This is a genomic window from Pseudomonas sp. B6002 (assembly GCF_013385985.1).
In the GTDB taxonomy this organism is placed as follows: Bacteria; Pseudomonadota; Gammaproteobacteria; order Pseudomonadales; family Pseudomonadaceae; genus Aquipseudomonas.
Window position 1 is genome coordinate 24,902 of the sequence record NZ_JACAOY010000001.1, and the last position, 18,214, is coordinate 43,115.

The following is an 18,214-nucleotide window of genomic DNA, read 5'->3' on the forward strand; positions in this document are numbered from 1 at the left end:
TACCCTATTTCAAATCAAGCGATGTCGCGAAGCTCACGTCGCAGAATTTTCCCCACCGGCGTCATCGGCAACGACTCGCGCAACACAATGTGTTTAGGCACTTTGTACCCCGTGAAGTTGGCCTTGCAGTACGCCTTCAACTCTTCAAGGCTCACCCCTTGGGTGCGCGCCACCACAAACAGTTTGACCGCCTCGCCGGTGCGCTCATCCGGCACGCCGATCACGGCGCAGTTGGCCACGGCCGGGTGCGCCATCACCACGTCTTCGATCTCGTTGGGGTACACGTTGAAGCCCGAGACGATGATCAGGTCTTTCTTGCGGTCGACAATGCTCACAAAGCCATCGGTGTCGATCACCGCGATGTCGCCGGTCTTGAGCCAACCCTCGGCGTCCAGGGTCTCGGCGGTGGCGACCGGCTGCTGCCAGTAGCCCTTCATCACCTGCGGGCCCTTGATGCACAGCTCGCCCCGCTCGCCCAACGGTAATTCGCGGCCTTCATCATCGATGACCTTCATCGCCGTGCCCGGCACCGGAATGCCCACGGTGCCCAGCCGCGACTGGCTGCCATACGGGTTGGTGCTCGCCACCGGCGACGTCTCCGTGAGGCCGTAGCCTTCGCCGATGGAGCAACCGGTGAGTGCCTTCCAACGCTCGGCCGTGGCCTTGACCAGCGCGGTGCCGCCGGAGTTGGTGATCTTGAGGTGGGAGAAATCCAGAGTCTTGAAATCCGGGTGGTCCATCAGCGCCACAAACAAAGTGTTCAACCCGAGCAGGCAGGAGAACCGCCACTTCTTCAGTTCCTTGATAAAGCCGCCGATGTCGCGAGGGTTGGTGATCAGCACGTTGTGGTTGCCGGTCACCATCATGCACATGCAGTTCGCTGTGAATGCATAGATGTGATACAGCGGCAGCGGCGCGATCATCACCTCCTGCCCTTCCCGCACCAGCGGCTGGCCGTCATCGGCGACCTGGGACATGCACGCCCGCGCCTGCTGCATGTTGGCGACGAGGTTGCCATGGGTGAGCATCGCGCCCTTGGCCAGGCCGGTGGTGCCCCCGGTGTATTGCAGCACGGCGATGTCATCCAGTGTCACCGGATGACGAGTCACGCCCAGGCCCGCGCCCATGCGCAGCGCACGCTTGAACGACACAGCCCGTGGCAGGCTGTAGGCCGGCACCATCTTCTTCACTTTGTCGACCACGGTGTTGATCAACCAGCCTTTGGCGGCGGGCATGAAGTCGCCCATTTTGGCTTCGATAAGGTAGTCGATTTCGGTGTCGGCGCAGACTTCCTGCACCCGCGAACCGAACAGGTTGAGGTAAACCAGCGCGCGCACGCCGGCGTCCTTGAACTGGTGGCGCATCTCCCGTGGGGTGTACAGCGGGTTGGTGTTGACCACGATCAGCCCGGCGCGCAGGGCGCCGAACACGGCAATCGGGTAATGCAGCACGTTGGGCATCTGCACCGCGATGCGCTCGCCGGGCTTGAGGTCGGTGTGCTGCTGCAGGTAACCGGCGAACGCCGCACTCTGGCGCTCAAGCTCGGCGTAGGTCAGGGTGATGCCCATGTTGCTGAATGCCGGACGGTCGGCAAAGGCCTTGCAGGAACGCTCGAACACCTCGATCACGGACTTGTAGGTGGTCAGGTCGATGGTGTTGGGAACGCCCGCCGCGCGTTTGTCATTCCAGAAATCAGGTTGCATTATTCTTGTCCTCTTACCTGAGTGTGTCCGACCGCTGCCGCTATAAAAGCAGGCGGCTATAAAAAGCGGAGCTTTGGGGACGTTAGCAGCTATGGCCAAACAGGCAAATACGCCAAACCGTGTCATTGATTGTATGAATCTTGCCCCTGAGGCGTAGGCTGATACCCAAGTCCCTGGCAGATGAGCTATACACTGCATCGAACCTGAGCAAAGGAAGCGCCATGAACCACAGCACCTTCTGGCTGACCGCGAATGACCGCAGCCGCCTGTACGTCAATCAATGGCTGCCGGAGGGCCCGGCCAAGGCGATGGTCATGCTGTCCCACGGCATGGCCGAGCACAGCGGCCGCTATGGGCGCCTGGCCGAGGCACTGTGTGGCGCGGGCTACGGGTTGTACGCACTGGACCAGCGCGGCCATGGCCGCACGGCGGACGAAGGCACGCTGGGGCTGTTCGCCGAGCACGACGGCTGGAACAAGGTGGTGAGTGACCTGGCCAGCCTGAACCAGCACATTGCGCACCAGCAAACGGGGCTGCCGATCATCCTGCTGGGCCACAGCATGGGCAGCTATATCGCCCAGGCCTACCTGCTGCACCACAGCGCCAGCTTGAGTGGCGCGATTCTCAGTGGTTCGAATTTCCAGCCAGTGGCGCTGTACCGTGCGGCGCGGGTGATCGCGCGCATCGAGCGCGCACGCCAGGGTTTGCGCGGGCGCAGTGCGCTGATCGACTTCCTGTCGTTCGGCTCCTTCAACAAGGCGTTCAAGCCCAACCGCACAGCCTTCGATTGGCTCAGCCGCGACCCGGCCGAAGTCGACAAGTACATCAATGACCCGCTGTGTGGTTTTCGTTGCACCAACCAGCTGTGGATCGACCTGCTGGGCGGCTTGCAACAGATCAGCAAGGCGTCCAACCTCGCCCAGATCGACCCGGGCCTGCCGATCCTGGTCACGGGCGGCGAATGTGATCCGGTGAGCGAGGGCAAGCGTCTCAACAGCCTGGCCCACGCCCTGCGTGAGGCCGGCTGCCAAAACCTGCAATTGACGATCTACCCGCAGGCGCGACATGAAGTGTTCAATGAAACCAACCGTGATGAAGTCACAGCGGATGTGCTGACGTGGCTCGACCAGGCCCTGACGCTGCACAGGCCGGCCCGCTACGAATAACTTTCCTTTAAAATCAGCCGATAATCTCCGATTAGCCACAGGATGTACCTTTAGATGACTCAGGTTACCAACACCCCGTACGAAGCCCTCGAAGTCGGCCAGACTGCCAGCTTCAGCAAGACCGTCGAGGAGCGCGATATCCAGCTGTTCGCCGCCATGTCCGGCGACCACAACCCAGTGCACCTGGATGCCGAGTACGCCAAAGCCACCATGTTCAAGGAGCGGATCGCCCACGGCATGTTCAGTGGCGCCCTGATCAGCGCCGCCGTGGCCTGCGAGTTGCCTGGGCCGGGCACCATCTACATCGGCCAGCAGATGAGCTTCCAGAAGCCGGTGAAGATCGGCGACACCTTGACCGTGCGCCTGGAAATCCTCGAGAAGCTGCCCAAGTTCCGCGTGCGCATTGCCACCCGCGTGTTCAACCAGCGCGATGAGCTGGTGGTGGATGGCGAGGCCGAGATCCTGGCGCCGCGCAAGCAGCAAGTGGTTGAGCTGACTGAGCTGCCACCGATCAGCATTGGCTGATATTTATCTAACGAACAATGCAAAACAAATGTGAGAGCGGGCTTGCCCGCGAAAGCGGTGGGTCAGTCACTTATCAGTCGACTGACACTCCGTCTTCGCGAGCAAGCCCGCTCCCACATGGTTTACAACATAGGGCTTAACAGGGCTTACGACTGAGCGCGAGCCTGATTACGCAGGGCTTTCACCTGGTCGTGGTTGCGCTGTGCGCCGTGGAACTGACGCTCCACCAGGTCACGAATACCCAGCAGGTTGTGCTTGTTGATTTTCTCGATCGCTTCCTTATAAGCCTTCAGTGCGTGGTCTTCACCGCGCTCGGCTTCATTCAGCACCGCCTCTTCATCTTTACCGGTGACCAGCGACTTCACGTCGACCCAGCCACGGTGCAGGGCGCCGGCCACACTGCCGGACTCTTCCGGATCACCACCCAAGGCACGCACTGCAGTTTGCAGCTCGGCGGCGGCGGTTGCGCAGTCGGCAGAGCGCTTGACGAACAACGCCTTGAGCTCTGGGTGCTTGATGTCTTCAGCGCAGGTCGCGAAACCTTTCTGGCCATCTTTGCTGGTCTCGATCAGGTCGTTGAGTACGGAGATCGATTCTTTGTTGATGTCAGTCATTTTTCAATTCCTTGTGCGGGTTGAGAAGGTTGTCTTAATGATTGCAGCGCCCGTGCCAGGTTTTTGAAAACAATTTTTCCTTTATTTTTCAATGATTTAATATTTATTGAACCATCTGTATGTACGTTATTTGCATGATCTGTCAATTGGCCTTCATGCAGAATGCCTGTATTTTCCAAGGCCTCGACTCACGCGCCTGAAGCCTTATGAACCCCGAAAAACTTGAACTGCTGATCACCCGCGAAATGCCCTTCGGCAAGTACAAGGGACGGATCATCGCCGACCTGCCCGGGCCGTACTTGAACTGGTTTGCCCGCGAAGGCTTCCCCCACGGCGAGCTGGGTGGTCTGCTGGCACTCATGCAGGAAATCGACAGCAACGGCCTGTCCGAACTGCTGGAGCCGCTGCGCGTAAAACACGGTAAGCCCGCCCCTCGCCATTAAGAGCCCCGCCATGCCAAGGAATGCTGATAACGAACACCACTGGCAGACCATCGCCGGGAACTACGAACGGGAGCCGGGCCCGATCAACCTGGAAAACGGTTATTTCGGACGCATGAGCCGCGTAGTCCGGGCGCAGTACCTGGAGCACGTCGCGTTCATCAACCGCAGCAACTCGCTGCACGTGCGCCAGCGCTTCGAACAGGGCGAAAACGTCGAGATCCGGCGCCAACTGGCCGAGCTGATCAGCGTCGACCCCGAGTCCGTTGCCTTTACCCGTAACGCCACCGAAGCCTTGCAGTCGCTGATTCGCAACTACAACCGCCTGCAACCGGGCGACCAGGTGTTGATCAGCGATCTGGAGTACGACACGGTCAAAGGTGCGATGCGCTGGTTGGCCGGTGTCCGTGGTGTGGAAGTGATCGAACTGTCCCACACACATCCGGCCAGTTTCGACAGCCTGGTGCAGACCTATCGCCAAGCGTTTGCTGAGTACCCACGCATAAAGCTGATGGCCCTGACCCACGTCACCCATCGCACCGGTTTGGTAATGCCGGTTGAAGCCATTGCCAAGGCCGCCCGTGAGCACAGTATCGATGTGATCCTCGACGGCGCCCATGCCCTGGGCCAGATCGAGTTCAACCTGGCAGAGTTGGGTATCCAGTTCGCCGGTTTCAACCTGCACAAGTGGATCGGCGCGCCGCTGACCCTGGGCTTTCTCTATATCGCCCCGGAGCGCCTGGCCGACATCGACCCGGACATGGGCGAGTTTCACTACCCGATCACGGATGTGCGCGCGCGAACGTCCTACAGCACACCCAACTTTCCCGCGCTGATGACCTTGCCGTTGGTGTTTGAAGAACATCGCGCCTTGGGTGGCTCGGCAGCCAAAGGTGCACGGGTGAATTACCTGAGGGACCTGTGGGTGAGCCAGGTGCGGCCGTTGGCGGGAATTGAAGTGCTGACGTCGGACGATCCTCGGCTTTATTGCGGGATCACGGCCTTCAAGTTTGTCGGCCGGGACCAGCAGGCCATGGCCGACCGCTTGCTCAAGGACTACAACCTGTTTACCACCACCCGCGTGGGCGCGGCATTTGGGACCTGTATTCGGGTGACGCCAGGGTTGGTCACCTCGGCGGCGGACATCAGTGTCCTGGTCAATGCCATCACCGAGCTACCCCCCCACTAAACCTGTGGGAGCTGGCTTGCCTGCGATAACGGTACATCAGTCACACTTGTACTTTCTGACCCACCGCTATCGCAGGCAAGCCAGCTCCCACATTTGAACATCGGAGTGCTTGGTTTTTCTGCGGGCAAAAAAAAGCGGTACACCGACCAAGTGCACCGCAAAAATGCCGTCAAGCACAGCAACAACGATTCGATAAATCAGATCAGTCCAGCAGCGCCAGCGCCTGAGCAGTGACTTCCTGGATACGAGCCCAGTCGCCGTTCTTGACCCACTCCGGGTCCAGCATCCAGCTACCGCCCACGCACATCACGTTTTTCAACGCCATGTAGCTCTTGATATTGGCCGGGCCGACGCCGCCGGTTGGGCAGAATTTGACTTCGCCGAACGGGCCGCCGAGGGCTTTGATCGCAGCCACGCCGCCGCTGACTTCAGCCGGGAACAGCTTGAAGCGGCGATAACCCAGGCCATAGCCTTCCATGATGCCCGAGGCATTGCTGATGCCCGGCAGCAGCGGGATCGGGCTGTGTACCGAGGCTTCCAGCAGGTCGCGGGTAATGCCGGGGGTGACGATAAACTGCGAACCCGCGACTTCAGCGGCTTCGAGCATGTGGCGATCCAGCACGGTGCCAGCACCGGTGCACAGTTCAGGGCGTTGCTCGCGCAGTACCTGAATGGCCTTGAGGCCGAACTCGGAACGCAGGGTCACTTCCAATGCGGTCAAACCACCGGCTGCCAGGGCATCGGCCAGCGGCAGGATGTCCTGTTCGCGGGCAATGGTGATCACCGGCAGGATCCGCGCCTTGGCGCAGAGGCTGTCGATCAGGGCAACTTTGTCCGCCATGGACACGGTCGGTTGAGGGCTGTTCATAGCGGCTGATCCTTGGCTCATGGGCACCAGTAAATCTCTAATGTAGGTTGCAAAAACGCGCGAATCGGCATGGCAGCGACATCGTCACTCGCCAGCGCGGCGCTCAAGGTGGTCAATTTCGAACTGCCGGAGATCGACAGCACGGTGTAGTTCGCCGTGGCCAGCAGCGCGCGACTCATGGTCAGGCGCTGATGGGGCACGGTCGGCGCCAGCATCGGCCAGCAACGGCGGGTACCGTTGGGCTGCAGGGCTTCGCTCAGGTTCGGGCTGTTGGGAAACAGCGATGCGGTGTGGCCGTCATCGCCCATGCCCAGTACCAGCACATCAATGGCTGGCAACTCGCCCAGCAGGCGATCGGCCTGCAAGGCGGCGTCTTCAAGGTTGGCGGCGGCGCTGTAGAGGCTCAAGAACTTGGCCTTGGCTGCCGGGCCTTTCAACAGGTGCTGCTTCAACAAACCGGCATTGCTGTCGGCGTGCTCCACCGGCACCCAGCGCTCGTCGGCCAGGGTGATGGTGACCTTGGACCAGTCCAGGTCTTGCTTGGCCAGGTGCTGGAAAAACGCCACCGGGCTGCGGCCACCGGACACCACCAGGGTCGCTTCGCCTCGGGCACTGAGGGCCGTGCGCAATTGCGCGGCCACATCATTGGCCAGGCCTTCCGCCAGCAGTACCGGCGTGCGGTACTCGTGAGGGGTGACGCCCTGGGGCAGTTTCAAATCAGATATCGCCATACCACGACCTCCCATCCCGCGTGATCAGTGCAATGGAGCTCATCGGCCCCCAGGAACCCGCCGCGTACGGCTTGGGCGCATCACCGGATTTCTTCCACCCGGCGATCAACTGGTCACACCACTTCCACGCGGCTTCGATTTCATCTTTGCGCACAAACAGGTTCTGGTTGCCGCGCATCACTTCCAACAGCAACCGCTCGTAGGCATCGGGGATGCGCGCGCTGCGGTAGGTGTCGGAGAAATTCAGTTGCAGCGGGCCGCTGCGCAGTTGCATGCCCTTGTCCAGGCCCTGCTCCTTGGTCATCACGCGCAAGGAAATACCTTCGTCCGGCTGCAGGCGGATGATCAGCTTGTTGCTGATCTGCAGGCGCTGCTCAGGGGCGAAGATGTAGTGGGACGGTTCCTTGAAGTGGATGACGATCTGCGACAGCTTTTGCGACATGCGCTTGCCGGTCCGCAGGTAGAACGGCACCCCGGCCCAACGCCAGTTGCGAATATCGGCACGCAGGGCGACGAAGGTTTCGGTGTCGCTCTGGGTGTTGGAATTCTCTTCTTCCAGGTAGCCCGGCACGGCTTTGCCGGCGCTGTAGCCCGCGATGTACTGGCCGCGCACCACTTGGGTGGTCAGGCCTTCGGGGCTGATCGGCGCCAGGGCCTTGAGCACCTTGACCTTCTCGTCACGGATGCTGTCGGCAGACAGGTCAGCCGGCGGGTCCATGGCGATCAGGCAAAGCAACTGCAGCAGGTGGTTCTGGATCATGTCGCGCAGCTGGCCGGCCTTGTCGAAGTAACCCCAACGGCCTTCGATCCCGACCTGCTCGGCCACGGTGATTTCCACGTGGGAAATGTAATGCTGGTTCCACTGGGTTTCGAACAGGCTGTTGGCGAAACGCAGAGCGATCAGGTTCTGGACGGTCTCTTTGCCCAGGTAGTGGTCGATGCGGTAGGTGCGGTTCTCCGGGAAGAACTGCGCCACGGCGTCGTTGACCTTGCGTGAGGATTCCAGGTCGGAGCCGATCGGCTTTTCCAGGACCACACGGGTGTTTTCCGCCAGGCCAGCCTTGGCCAGGTTTTCGCAGATGCCGCCGTACACCGCTGCCGGGGTGGCGAAATAGGCGATCAGGCGTTGTTCGCTGCCGACTTTTTCGGCAAGGGCAACGTAATCGTCGGCCTTCATGAAATCGACGTGCACATACGCCAGCCGCGCGAGGAAGCGCTTGGCGACGGCTTCGTCCAGCTCCTTGCCAACGTATTTGCGCAGCTCTTTTTCGATGCGGGCCAGGTGCTGTTGCTCGGTACCGGCTTCACGGGCCAGGGCCAGGATGCGGGTGTCGTCGTGCAAGAGCCCGGCGCCATCGAGTTGATAGAGGGCAGGAAATAACTTGCGCAGCGCCAGATCACCCAAGGCGCCAAACAGGGCAAAGGTGCAGGGTTCTACGGTTATCGAAGGCATGATGTTTGTTCTTTTATCAAGTTAAGCTACAAATACCTTTTTTCAAGGCATCACTCAAGGAAAAATGTAGTAATAACCACAACATTTTCCCGAAATACGCATTCCGAGTGGTGGTGTTCAGCTACGCTCAGTAGGATAGGCCACCTCCAAGGGCCGCTCGTCGATTGGTTGCCGCCCTTAATTTGCATCGTCGCCCGAAGGAAAGACTGAATGGACCGCGTGCGAAATCTTCTGGAACAGATCCAGAACCGCCTCGAAGAATTGAACAAGGCCGAGCGCAAAGTCGCAGAAGTCATCCTGCTCAACCCGCAGCAGGCCACCCGCTTCTCGATCGCCGCCCTCGCCCAGGCCGCCTCGGTCAGTGAACCGACGGTCAACCGTTTCTGCCGTTCGTTCGGCGTGAGCGGTTACCCTGAACTGAAATTGCAGCTGGCGCAAAGCCTGGCCAGTGGCGCCGCGTACGTCAGCCGCGCCGTGGAAGCCGATGATAACCCTGAGGCGTACACGCAGAAGATCTTTGGCAGCGCCATTGCGTCACTGGACAGCGCCTGCCAGGCCCTGGACCCGGCCCTGATCAGCAAAGCCGTGGACCTGTTGATCCAGGCGCGGCAGATCCACTTCTTCGGCCTGGGCGCTTCGGCTCCGGTGGCCATGGATGCGCTGCACAAGTTCTTCCGCTTCAACCTCGCCGTGACCGCCCATGCCGACGTGCTTATGCAGCGCATGATCGCCTCGGTGGCGCATACCGGCGAGCTGTTCGTGATCATTTCCTACACCGGGCGCACCCGTGAACTGGTGGAAGTGGCGCGGATTGCCCGCAGCAACGGCGCCTCGGTACTCGGCGTGACCGCCGAGAACTCGCCGCTGGCCAAGGCCAGTACGGTGAGTTTGAACATTCCGCTGCCGGAAGACACCGATATCTACATGCCGATGACCTCGCGGATCATCCAGCTGACGGTGCTGGACGTGCTGGCGACCGGCATGACGTTGCGTCGCGGGGTGGATTTCCAGCCGCATCTGCGCAAGATCAAAGAGAGCTTGAATGACAGCCGGTATCCGGTGGGGGATGAGTTCAACTAGCAGGAATCTCCGCCAGCCGTACCGACCCTATCGCAGGCAAGCCAGCTCCCACAGGGGAATGCATTCCAAATGTGGGAGCTGGCTTGCCTGCGATGGCGCCATCAGCCTCACCGCTAAACCCCAGCCCTAGCCTGCAAACTGAGGTGCGCCCTCTCCCCCGGCGCCAGACTCGCCCCGGCCATCGCCGACTCCACGCACACAAACCCCGACGCCTCGTTGAAGCTCACCCCCAACAAGGGCCGGCTGCCGGGATGCCACACCACCGTGTCTGCGCTGTCGCCGGTGTCGATGCACAACTCACGCTGCCAGGCGTGGTCCTTGAGCTGCAGTTCGCCCTCGTGTTGGAACACCCGTTGGCACCCGCCCTCCACCCGCAGCTCGCCTTCCTGCTGACAGACCTGGCGGTTGAGCTGGTCGTAACCTTGCGCACCATCGAGCCCAGACAGCGCTATCTCGTCAACGTGACCAATACGCCAATAAGCGTGCAACGCATGGCTCAACTGGCACGGCAACTCGTCCTGATGCTCGGTGCTCAGGCGCAGCTCCAGGGTTTCGCCCAGGTGCGCGTGCAGGTCGACCTGCCAGTCGCACAGCTGCAATTGCCAGTGCAGGTGTACGCCGTCCTCGTCGGTGCTGCTGTCGAGCAGTTTCCAGTCGATGAGCCGCGCCCAGCCATGGGACGGCCAGGCGTTTTCGCTCGGGTGGCGGCCATACCAGGGCCAGCACACCGGCACACCACCACGGATGGCGCCGACTTGGGGCCACTTGGCCGCACACCAGAGCCAGGGCTTCTGGCCCCGCGGCTGAAAATGCAGCAGTTGCGCGCCCTGGCGGCTGAACACCGCCTGGCACAACGGGTGGTCGATCACCAACACGTCGCGCATCTGAAAGCGTTCCCAGGCGAACACCGGTCGCTCGCGCAGGGATTTGAAAAAGCGTTGCAGCGGATGCTCATGCATGTGCCACGGTCCTGAAATCGTTGTTGCGCGCCCTTGTAGGAGCTGGCTTGCCGGCGATGGCATCGCCAAGGTGTGTCTGATACACCGCGGTGATGCTATCGCCGGCAAGCCGGCTCCTACAAAGGCCATTTCTCAAAAAAAAGCGGGTAGCCATGGCTACCCGCAAAATGCGCACAGAGAGAAGGAGCTTATCGCAACAGCGTTAGAACGTAGACTGAATTTTCAGGCCCGCAACCAACGCGTTGTCGACCTGGTCCACACCGCCTGGGTTCTTGATGTATTGCAGGTTAGGACGCACGGTCAGCCAGTTGGTAACGTGGAAGCCGTAGTTGAGTTCAACGTTGTACTCAGTGTTACGCAGCGGTGCGTAACCCGCCTGGTCGTAATCCGTGAAACCACCGGCGGCATTGAGCAGCTCGGCGTTTTTCTTCACGTCACTGTTGGCGTGGATACGGGAAATACCGATGCCGACGTCATCCTTGGTACGCGCGTCGAATGGACCTTTGTAGACCAGCATCAACGACTGGTAGTTGTCGACCAGGTTGGTGTCCTTGTCGTGGAAGGTCACGTTGGCCGCGATGTTCAGGCCACGGGAAGCATCGCCATTGTGCGTGGTGAGTTGCTGTTGCAGCACACCCCAGTAGCCAGTCTTGCTGCTACGCAGACGGTAGGCCTGACCGGTGGTGGCCGCATCGTTGCCGTTGACGTCTTCACGTACATCGGCCGCCTCGGCAGTGCTCTTGTAGTAACCCACACGGTATTCGCCCGGCAGGCCATTGACCTTCGGCGACCAGACCAATTCCACCGGGATCACGGTGCCCTTGGTGCCACTGCCGCTGAGCTTGAAGCCGTTGCCGTGCTCCAGCTGCGACGGGTTCTGGTTGTACGCACCGATTTGCGCATACAGCTCTGGCGTGATGTTGTACTTCACGCGGATAGCCGCCTGGCTCACCGGCCAGTTGTACCAGGTGTTCACGTAGTTACCCACTTGCGAGCCGCAGAACGACAGGTTCTGGAAGTCGCATGGGAAGGTGTTGAAGTCTTCGCCTTCACCGAAGTAACCGAGTTTCACATCCAGCTTGTTGTCGAACATCTGGTGCTGGATCCAGAACTGGGTCAGACGCACCATGTGGCCACGGCCATCAACCTCTTGAGACGAACTCAAGGTGCCGGCACGCGGGTCGCCAATACGGTCATTGGAGATGTTTGCGCCATTACGGTTGGTCAGTTGGATCTTGGCCTGGGTGTTGTCCCAGCCCCATAGCTTTTGCAGATCCAGTGCTACGCCCAGACCGAACTGGTCAGCGTAACGGGCAGTTTTGTCGTTGTTGTAGCCACCGTGCAGGTTGCCACCGACTTCCCCAACGTAGTCAGCCTTGATGTCGATACCTTGCTCGATCAGCTTGGTACGCTCACCACCCCAATCGCCGGTCATCCACTTGGAATCGGCGCTGAATGCATCGTCTGCCATCGCATTGGCGGACAATACCAGGGCTGCTGCTGCTGACAGTTGGCAGATCAGCCGAGTGTTGTTGTGTTGCTTTTTCATCCCTACATCCTCGTCTTTATTGTTATTAAACTGTTTTTATCTAACGCGGTTTACTTTTTTTAGCTAAAACAACAAGTTATCTACTTCAGCGGCCTTTGAATTGAGCCACATTGTCGGCATGCCCTTGTGTGGGCGATGAAGAAGCAGTGCCCAGGCGCTCACCGGTCTTGGCGTCAAACAGCAACACTTTGGCCGGGTCAAACTGTAGGGTCAGGGTCTCGCCCACTTGCGGCGCCACATCCGGCGCCAGGCGGCAGCAGACCTTGGTGTCATTGAGTTGCACGAACACCAGGGTGTCCGGGCCGGTCGGCTCGGTGACCTGGACTTCGGCGCGAATGCTCGACGAGCCGTTGCCCTCGCCCGCTGCCAGCAAAATCTGCTCAGGGCGCAGGCCGAGGATCACGTCACGGTCTTCGAGGCCCGCATCGTTCATGTTCAACGCCAGCTCGCAACGGGCCTGGCCGCTGTCGAGCAGGGCCACCAGGCGGCCGTCCTTGCGCTGCAGGCGCACGGGCACGAAGTTCATCGGCGGTGAACCGATGAAGCTCGCCACGAACTGGTTGGCCGGGTTGTTGTAGATCTCTTTGGGCGTGCCGAACTGCTGGATGATGCCGTCCTTCATGACCGCCACCTTGTCGCCCAGGGTCATCGCTTCGATCTGGTCGTGGGTCACGTAGACCGTGGTGGTCTTGAGGCGCTGGTGCATCAGTTTCATTTCGGTACGCATCTCGACACGCAGCTTGGCGTCGAGGTTGGACAGCGGTTCGTCGAACAGGTAGATCTTCGGACGACGTGCGAGGGCGCGGCCCATGGCCACACGTTGCTGCTGGCCACCGGACAGTTGGCCCGGCTTGCGATTGAGCAGGTGCTCGATCTGCAGCAGCTTGGCTACGCGCGCCACTTCGGCGTCGATATCGGCCTGGGGCATTTTGCGGATCTTGAGGCCGAACTCGATGTTCTCGCGCACGCTCATGGTCGGGTACAACGCGTAGGACTGGAACACCATGGCGATGTCGCGATCCTTGGGGCTCATGCCGCTCACGTCCTGGTCGCCGATCATGATCGCGCCGCCCGTGATGGTTTCAAGGCCAGCGATGCAGTTCATCAGCGTGGATTTACCGCAACCCGAAGGGCCGACCAGGATCAGGAATTCGCCTTCCTTGATCGACAGTTCGATGTTCTTCAAGGTGTCGGGCAGGCCGGCGCCATAGGTCTTGTTTACATTGCGAAGTTCAAGCGTAGCCATGATTACCCCTTGACCGCGCCAGCCGTGAGGCCGCGCACGAAATACTTGCCTGCGATCACATAGACCAGCAGGGTCGGCAACCCGGCGATCATCGCCGCTGCCATATCCACGTTATATTCCTTGGCCCCAGTGCTGGTGTTGACCAGGTTGTTCAGCGCCACCGTGATGGGCTGCGAGTCGCCGCTGGAGAACACCACACCGAACAGGAAGTCGTTCCAGATCTGGGTGAACTGCCAGATCAGGCAGACCATGATGATCGGCGTGGACATCGGCAGAATGATCTGGCGGAAGATCGTGAAGAAACCCGCACCGTCCAGGCGCGCGGCCTTGATCAGCGCGTCCGGGATGCTCACGTAGTAGTTACGGAAGAACAGCGTGGTGAACGCCAGGCCGTAGACCACGTGCACAAACACCAGGCCGGTGGTGGTGCTGGCCAGGCCCATCTTGCCGAGGGTGAACGACGCTGGCAGCAGCACGGTCTGAAACGGCAGAAAGCAGCCGAACAACAGCAGGCCGAAGAACAGTTGCGAGCCTTTGAAGCGCCAGAACGACAGCACATAGCCGTTCAACGCACCGATGGCGGTGGAGATCAGCACAGCCGGAACGGTGATCTTGATCGAGTTCCAGAAGTAGCCATCCACGGTGGCCCAGGCCTTGACCCAGCCGATGCCGGTGACCACGGTCGGCCAGCTCAGCAGGTTGCCGGTGCTGATGTCTTCCGGGGTCTTGAAGCTGGTGAGCAACATCACCACCAGCGGCACCAGGTACAGCAACACCGCGAGGATCAGCACCGCGTAGATCGCGATGCGGCTCAGGCTGATGGAAGGTTTGGAAACGAGACTAGTCATTACGCTTGGTCCTCAGCTCGGAGTAGAGGTAAGGCACGATGATCGCGAGGATCGCACCGAGCATCAGGATTGCACTGGCCGAGCCCATGCCCATCTGGCCACGGCTGAAGGTGAACGAGTACATGAACATCGCAGGCAGGTCGGACGAGTAGCCCGGGCCGCCGGCGGTCATGGCCGCCACCAGGTCGAAGCTCTTGATCGCAATGTGCGCCAGGATCATCACCGCACTGAAGAACACCGGACGCAGGCTTGGCAGCACCACGCTCCAGTAGATGCGCGGCAGGCTGGCGCCGTCGATCTGGGCGGCGCGGATGATCGATTGGTCCACACCCCGCAGGCCGGCGAGGAACATCGCCATGATGAAGCCGGAGGCTTGCCACACGGCCGCGATCACCAGGCAGTAGACCACGCGATCAGGGTCGATCAGCCAGTCGAGACGGAAGCCTTCCCAGCCCCAGTCCCGCAGGAGTTTGTCCAGGCCCATGCCCGGGTTGAGCAGCCATTTCCAGGCGGTACCGGTGACGATCATGGAGAGCGCCATCGGGTACAGGTAAATGGTGCGGATAAAGCCTTCGCGGCGGATTTTTTGGTCGAGGAAGATCGCCAGTGTCACGCCGATGACCAGGGTGATGCCGATGAACATCCCGCCGAAAACCGCCAGGTTCTTGCTCGCTACCCACCAGCGGTCGTTGTCGAACAGCCGGGCATATTGCGCAAGGCCGGCCCATTTGTAGCTGGGCAGGAAGGTGGAATTGGTGAACGACAGCACGAACGTCCACAGGATGTAGCCGTAAAAGCCCACCAGAACGATGAACATGCTCGGCGCCAGCACCAGTTTGGGAAGCCAGCGCTGCAGTGCATCGAACGGCGAGGCCTTGCTGAACACAGCAACAGAACTCATGGGAAAATCCAGTACAGGGAAAAAGGGCTACAGGGTGACTCTCTGCCGGAGCGCGGTTTGTGTGGGAGCTGGCTTGCCTGCGATGCAGCCAACTCGGTGTAACCGACACACCGCGTTGTTTGCATCGCCGGCAAGCCGGCTCCTACAAAAGCATCACTTGGCTGACTTGATCGCAGCGCCGAGTTTCTTGGCGGTGTCGGCCGGGTCGGCTTTCGGGTCGTTGATGTAGTTAGTCACGACATCAAAGAACGCACCTTGTACAGCCAGGGTGGTGGCCATGTTGTGGGCCATGCTTGGCTGCAGGCCGCCGGTCTTGGCGTCTGCCAGGAAGTCTTTGGCGGCGGTCTGGGCGCAGGAGTCAAAGCCGTAGGAGGCCATTTTCTCCAGCATGTCGGTGCGCACCGGGATCGAACCCTTGTTGATGCTGAAGACTTTCTGGAAGTTTTCACCCAGCACGACTTTGGCGATGTCCTGCTGACCGGCAGCAGTGCCTTTGTCTTTCTGCTTGAACACCGCCAGGGAGTCGATGTTGTAGGTGAAGGCTTTGTCGGTGCCCGGGAAGGCTACGCACTCGTAGTCCTTGCCGGCGACTTTCTTGGCAGCGGTCCATTCAGACTTGGCCCAGTCACCCATGATCTGCATGCCGGCCTTGCCGTTGATGACTTTGCCCGCTTCCAGGTTCCAGTCCTGACCTTTGCCGTCGACGTCCATGTAGGTCGCGACTTTCTTCAGCTCAGTCAGGGCCTTGACCATTTCCGGGCCGGTCAGCGCGGCGTTGTCCAGGTCAACCAGGGCTTTCTTGTAGCCATCTGCACCCATCACCGACAAAACTACGGCTTCGAATACAGTGCTGTCCTGCCAAGGCTGGCCACCGTGGGCGAGCGGAATGAAGCCCGCCGCTTTGAGCTTGTCGCCGGCTGCGTAGAATTCTTCGAGGGTGGTTGGGTTCTTGGTGATCCCGGCTTTCTTGAAGACTTCCGGGTTGATCCACAGCCAGTTCACGCGGTGAATGTTCACCGGTACGGCAACGTAGTTGCCTTCGTACTTCACGGTGTCGGAGACTTTTTTGTCGAGCAGCGAGTCCCACTTCTCTTCTTTGGCGACGTCCTTGAGCACGTCGGTGTCGAGCAGGCCAGTCGACGCCCATTCCTGGATGTCCGGGCCTTTGATCTGGGCAACGCCTGGCGGGTTGCCAGCGACTGCGCGGCTTTTCAGCACGGTCATGGCGGTAGCACCACCACCGCCGGCGACGGCGCCGTCTTTCCAGGTGAAGCCGTCTTTCTCAACTTGGGCCTTCAGGACATCTACAGCCGCTTTTTCACCACCCGAGGTCCACCAATGCACAACTTCAACCGTCCCTTTCGAGTCGGCGGCAAATGCACTGAGGGGAAACAACGAGGCAATGGAAATAGCTACGGCGAGGCGATTAATCGCGTTCATCTGAGTACCTTTTCTTGTTGTTATGCATGCAAGTCTAGAGCTTGCGCTGCACGGAGTTTAAACAGGGATTTTCCAGGCGCAGGTAACAAAGGGACGCACAAATGTCACCAGCTCGTGACATAAGCGCCGCGCCCCAGAGCGCTGGCCATGCTGGGTGCCAAGGGTAACGCAGGCAGCAACACCGCTTGCCAGGCATGGTACAGGTCGGGTTTGCCGCCCCAGATCTTGCTGCTGGGCAGGTTCTGCGGACTCAGTTCGTGATGCCAACTGCCGTGCAGACGGTCGATGAAATGGGTTTCGCAGAACTCCCAGAAGCGTCGGTACCAGGTCTCGTAATGCAGCTCGCCGGTACGCTTGAGCAGCGCTTGCGCGGCGGCGCTGGCCTCGGCGTGGGTCCAGTGCAGGCGCTCACGCACCACGGGGCGCTGGCTCCAGTCCAGGGTGTAGACGATGCCGGGCGCACCGTCCACGGCCCAGGCGTACTCGCAGGCGCTGGCGAACAAGCCTTTGGCGTCGGTCACCAGCCAGTCCGGCGTGGCGAGCCCGGCCTGCAGGCGGGCGGCTTCCAGGTGCAGCACCAAGCGCGCCCATTCAAAACCGTGGCCGGGGGTGATGCCATAGGGGCGAAAGCCGTCGGCGGGGTTGTCTTCGTTGTAACCGAGCACGGGTCGCCAGCGGGCGTCGAAGTGCTCGATGACCATATGTTGGTTGCCAGCCGCATGGGTGTGGATAACACGCTCGACGATGCGCAACGCACGGTCCAGCCAGCGCGTGTCACCGGTGACATCGGCCAGGGCCAGGAAGGCTTCGGTGGCGTGCATGTTGCTGTTGGCGCCACGGTAGGCTTCGATGCCGCTCCAGTCCTGGGCAAAGGACTCGAGCATCACGCCCTCCTCCTCGCTCCAGAAGAACTGGTCGATGATATGGATGGCGTCGTTCAACAGATTCTGTGCGCCGGGCGCGCCGGCCACCACCGCCGAGCTGGCGGCGAGCGCGACGAACGCATGCAGGTAGGCTGCTTTGCCACGGTTGCCATCCCGCGCGTGAGGCGTGGCGAACCAACCACCGTGCTCGCTATCACGCAGGGGACCACTCAGGGCGGCCACACCGTGCGCTACCAAATCGGCATAACCGGGCAACCCCATGGCGTGGGCCATGGCAAAGCTGTGGGTCATGCGGGCGGTGCTCATGGTCTCGGCGTGGGCATCGGCGGGCAGTTGGCCATTGTCGTCCAGGTTGCCGAAGCCCTCGGGCAGTCGAGAGGCCTTGGCGAACGACAGCAGGCGCTGGCCTTCATTGGCGAGCCAGGCGTGATGGGCAGGTGCGTTCAGCCAACTGCTGGCAGGCAGTGGGTGGGTGGTCATGGGTGGCCCTTATTATTTTTTGTGGGATGACCGGAGTCTAAACAAGGGCGAGGTGGGGGCAAGTAACGAAGGGCAAGGGAAATGTCACCAGCCAGTGACAATCCCAAATAGGAGAGAGGGCACTTGTAGTGAGCGGGC

At 60.5% G+C, this 18,214-nt stretch carries 18 protein-coding genes; 5 read left to right on the forward strand and 13 right to left on the reverse strand.

Features of this window, described 5'->3' with window-relative positions; translation table 11 throughout:
* Nucleotides 1–14: 14 nt before the first annotated feature.
* Nucleotides 15–1,703, reverse strand: a complete 1,689-nt coding sequence (gene fadD2, locus HX792_RS00125) for a long-chain-fatty-acid--CoA ligase FadD2 (protein ID WP_176994238.1) — start codon at nucleotides 1,701–1,703, stop codon at nucleotides 15–17.
* A 221-nt stretch (nucleotides 1,704–1,924) separates the two neighbouring features.
* Between fadD2 and HX792_RS00130 the strand changes: the two genes are divergently transcribed.
* Together HX792_RS00130 and HX792_RS00135 are read left to right on the forward strand one after the other, a co-directional pair.
* Nucleotides 1,925–2,869: an alpha/beta hydrolase gene (locus HX792_RS00130; RefSeq protein WP_176994239.1), complete on the forward strand. Its 945-nt coding sequence runs from the start codon at nucleotides 1,925–1,927 to the stop codon at nucleotides 2,867–2,869.
* A 54-nt stretch (nucleotides 2,870–2,923) separates the two neighbouring features.
* Complete coding sequence (locus tag HX792_RS00135) at nucleotides 2,924–3,394, forward strand: MaoC family dehydratase (RefSeq protein ID WP_176994240.1); 471 nt, start codon at nucleotides 2,924–2,926, stop codon at nucleotides 3,392–3,394.
* Nucleotides 3,395–3,540: 146 nt separating this feature from the next.
* Here HX792_RS00135 and HX792_RS00140 read toward each other — a convergent pair whose 3' ends face one another.
* On the reverse strand, nucleotides 3,541–4,008 hold the full coding sequence (locus HX792_RS00140) for a PA2169 family four-helix-bundle protein (RefSeq protein ID WP_025858443.1): 468 nt from the start codon (nucleotides 4,006–4,008) through the stop codon (nucleotides 3,541–3,543).
* Entirely contained in the window at nucleotides 4,005–4,187 is a 183-nt protein-coding gene (locus HX792_RS00145) for a hypothetical protein (protein WP_176994241.1), read from the reverse strand. Before HX792_RS00145 ends, HX792_RS00140 begins: the two co-directional genes overlap by 4 nt.
* 27 nt (nucleotides 4,188–4,214) lie before the next feature.
* Between HX792_RS00145 and HX792_RS00150 the strand changes: the two genes are divergently transcribed.
* Complete coding sequence (locus HX792_RS00150) at nucleotides 4,215–4,451, forward strand: DUF3820 family protein (protein WP_176994242.1); 237 nt, start codon at nucleotides 4,215–4,217, stop codon at nucleotides 4,449–4,451.
* A 10-nt stretch (nucleotides 4,452–4,461) separates the two neighbouring features.
* A complete protein-coding gene (locus tag HX792_RS00155) occupies nucleotides 4,462–5,637 on the forward strand; it encodes an aminotransferase class V-fold PLP-dependent enzyme (RefSeq protein ID WP_176994243.1) in 1,176 nt (391 codons plus the stop codon).
* 202 nt (nucleotides 5,638–5,839) lie between these two features.
* Here HX792_RS00155 and HX792_RS00160 read toward each other — a convergent pair whose 3' ends face one another.
* The 3 genes from HX792_RS00160 to zwf are packed head-to-tail and all read right to left on the reverse strand — an operon-like array spanning nucleotide 5,840 to nucleotide 8,689.
* Nucleotides 5,840–6,505 carry a bifunctional 4-hydroxy-2-oxoglutarate aldolase/2-dehydro-3-deoxy-phosphogluconate aldolase gene (locus tag HX792_RS00160; RefSeq protein ID WP_176994244.1) on the reverse strand — a complete coding sequence of 222 codons (666 nt, stop codon included), beginning with the start codon at nucleotides 6,503–6,505 and terminating at the stop codon, nucleotides 5,840–5,842.
* Nucleotides 6,506–6,522: 17 nt separating this feature from the next.
* Nucleotides 6,523–7,236: a 6-phosphogluconolactonase gene (gene pgl / locus HX792_RS00165; RefSeq protein WP_176994245.1), complete on the reverse strand. Its 714-nt coding sequence runs from the start codon at nucleotides 7,234–7,236 to the stop codon at nucleotides 6,523–6,525.
* On the reverse strand, nucleotides 7,223–8,689 hold the full coding sequence (zwf, locus tag HX792_RS00170) for a glucose-6-phosphate dehydrogenase (RefSeq protein WP_176994246.1): 1,467 nt from the start codon (nucleotides 8,687–8,689) through the stop codon (nucleotides 7,223–7,225). The genes pgl and zwf overlap by 14 nt, the downstream gene beginning before the upstream one ends.
* Nucleotides 8,690–8,908: 219 nt before the next feature.
* Here zwf and HX792_RS00175 point away from each other — a divergent pair, with 219 nt between their 5' ends.
* Nucleotides 8,909–9,769: a MurR/RpiR family transcriptional regulator gene (locus HX792_RS00175; protein WP_174554056.1), complete on the forward strand. Its 861-nt coding sequence runs from the start codon at nucleotides 8,909–8,911 to the stop codon at nucleotides 9,767–9,769.
* Nucleotides 9,770–9,882: 113 nt separating this feature from the next.
* On the opposite strand, the gene HX792_RS00180 is transcribed toward HX792_RS00175, so the two are convergent.
* From HX792_RS00180 to HX792_RS00210, 7 genes are all read right to left on the reverse strand, one after another.
* Complete coding sequence (locus HX792_RS00180) at nucleotides 9,883–10,728, reverse strand: D-hexose-6-phosphate mutarotase (RefSeq protein ID WP_176994247.1); 846 nt, start codon at nucleotides 10,726–10,728, stop codon at nucleotides 9,883–9,885.
* A gap of 202 nt (nucleotides 10,729–10,930) precedes the next feature.
* Nucleotides 10,931–12,277, reverse strand: a complete 1,347-nt coding sequence (locus HX792_RS00185; RefSeq protein ID WP_176994248.1) for a carbohydrate porin — start codon at nucleotides 12,275–12,277, stop codon at nucleotides 10,931–10,933.
* 85 nt (nucleotides 12,278–12,362) lie between these two features.
* The gene (locus HX792_RS00190) at nucleotides 12,363–13,523 is read right to left on the reverse strand and encodes an ABC transporter ATP-binding protein (protein WP_176994249.1); all 1,161 of its coding nucleotides are present in this window, start codon (nucleotides 13,521–13,523) and stop codon (nucleotides 12,363–12,365) included.
* A 2-nt stretch (nucleotides 13,524–13,525) separates the two neighbouring features.
* Entirely contained in the window at nucleotides 13,526–14,371 is an 846-nt protein-coding gene (locus HX792_RS00195) for a carbohydrate ABC transporter permease (RefSeq protein ID WP_176994250.1), read from the reverse strand.
* Nucleotides 14,364–15,272 (reverse strand): carbohydrate ABC transporter permease, encoded by a 909-nt coding sequence (locus tag HX792_RS00200; protein ID WP_017253695.1) that lies wholly within the window; start codon nucleotides 15,270–15,272, stop codon nucleotides 14,364–14,366. The genes HX792_RS00195 and HX792_RS00200 overlap by 8 nt, the downstream gene beginning before the upstream one ends.
* Before the next feature lie 153 nt (nucleotides 15,273–15,425).
* Nucleotides 15,426–16,712, reverse strand: a complete 1,287-nt coding sequence (locus HX792_RS00205) for an ABC transporter substrate-binding protein (RefSeq protein ID WP_176994251.1) — start codon at nucleotides 16,710–16,712, stop codon at nucleotides 15,426–15,428.
* Between the two features lie 104 nt (nucleotides 16,713–16,816).
* The gene (locus tag HX792_RS00210; RefSeq protein WP_176994252.1) at nucleotides 16,817–18,076 is read right to left on the reverse strand and encodes an AGE family epimerase/isomerase; all 1,260 of its coding nucleotides are present in this window, start codon (nucleotides 18,074–18,076) and stop codon (nucleotides 16,817–16,819) included.
* Between the last annotated feature and the right edge of the window lie 138 nt (nucleotides 18,077–18,214).

Coding starts and splice junctions, on each gene's coding strand:
- fadD2 (WP_176994238.1), bottom strand. CDS start 1,703: ATGCAACCTGATTTCTGGAATGACAAACGCGCGGCGGGCGTTCCCAAC.
- HX792_RS00130 (WP_176994239.1), top strand. CDS start 1,925: ATGAACCACAGCACCTTCTGGCTGACCGCGAATGACCGCAGCCGCCTG.
- HX792_RS00135 (WP_176994240.1), top strand. CDS start 2,924: ATGACTCAGGTTACCAACACCCCGTACGAAGCCCTCGAAGTCGGCCAG.
- HX792_RS00140 (WP_025858443.1), bottom strand. CDS start 4,008: ATGACTGACATCAACAAAGAATCGATCTCCGTACTCAACGACCTGATC.
- HX792_RS00150 (WP_176994242.1), top strand. CDS start 4,215: ATGAACCCCGAAAAACTTGAACTGCTGATCACCCGCGAAATGCCCTTC.
- HX792_RS00155 (WP_176994243.1), top strand. CDS start 4,462: ATGCCAAGGAATGCTGATAACGAACACCACTGGCAGACCATCGCCGGG.
- HX792_RS00160 (WP_176994244.1), bottom strand. CDS start 6,505: ATGAACAGCCCTCAACCGACCGTGTCCATGGCGGACAAAGTTGCCCTG.
- pgl (WP_176994245.1), bottom strand. CDS start 7,236: ATGGCGATATCTGATTTGAAACTGCCCCAGGGCGTCACCCCTCACGAG.
- zwf (WP_176994246.1), bottom strand. CDS start 8,689: ATGCCTTCGATAACCGTAGAACCCTGCACCTTTGCCCTGTTTGGCGCC.
- HX792_RS00180 (WP_176994247.1), bottom strand. CDS start 10,728: ATGCATGAGCATCCGCTGCAACGCTTTTTCAAATCCCTGCGCGAGCGA.
- HX792_RS00185 (WP_176994248.1), bottom strand. CDS start 12,277: ATGAAAAAGCAACACAACAACACTCGGCTGATCTGCCAACTGTCAGCA.
- HX792_RS00190 (WP_176994249.1), bottom strand. CDS start 13,523: ATGGCTACGCTTGAACTTCGCAATGTAAACAAGACCTATGGCGCCGGC.
- HX792_RS00195 (WP_176994250.1), bottom strand. CDS start 14,371: ATGACTAGTCTCGTTTCCAAACCTTCCATCAGCCTGAGCCGCATCGCG.
- HX792_RS00200 (WP_017253695.1), bottom strand. CDS start 15,272: ATGAGTTCTGTTGCTGTGTTCAGCAAGGCCTCGCCGTTCGATGCACTG.
- HX792_RS00205 (WP_176994251.1), bottom strand. CDS start 16,712: ATGAACGCGATTAATCGCCTCGCCGTAGCTATTTCCATTGCCTCGTTG.
- HX792_RS00210 (WP_176994252.1), bottom strand. CDS start 18,076: ATGACCACCCACCCACTGCCTGCCAGCAGTTGGCTGAACGCACCTGCC.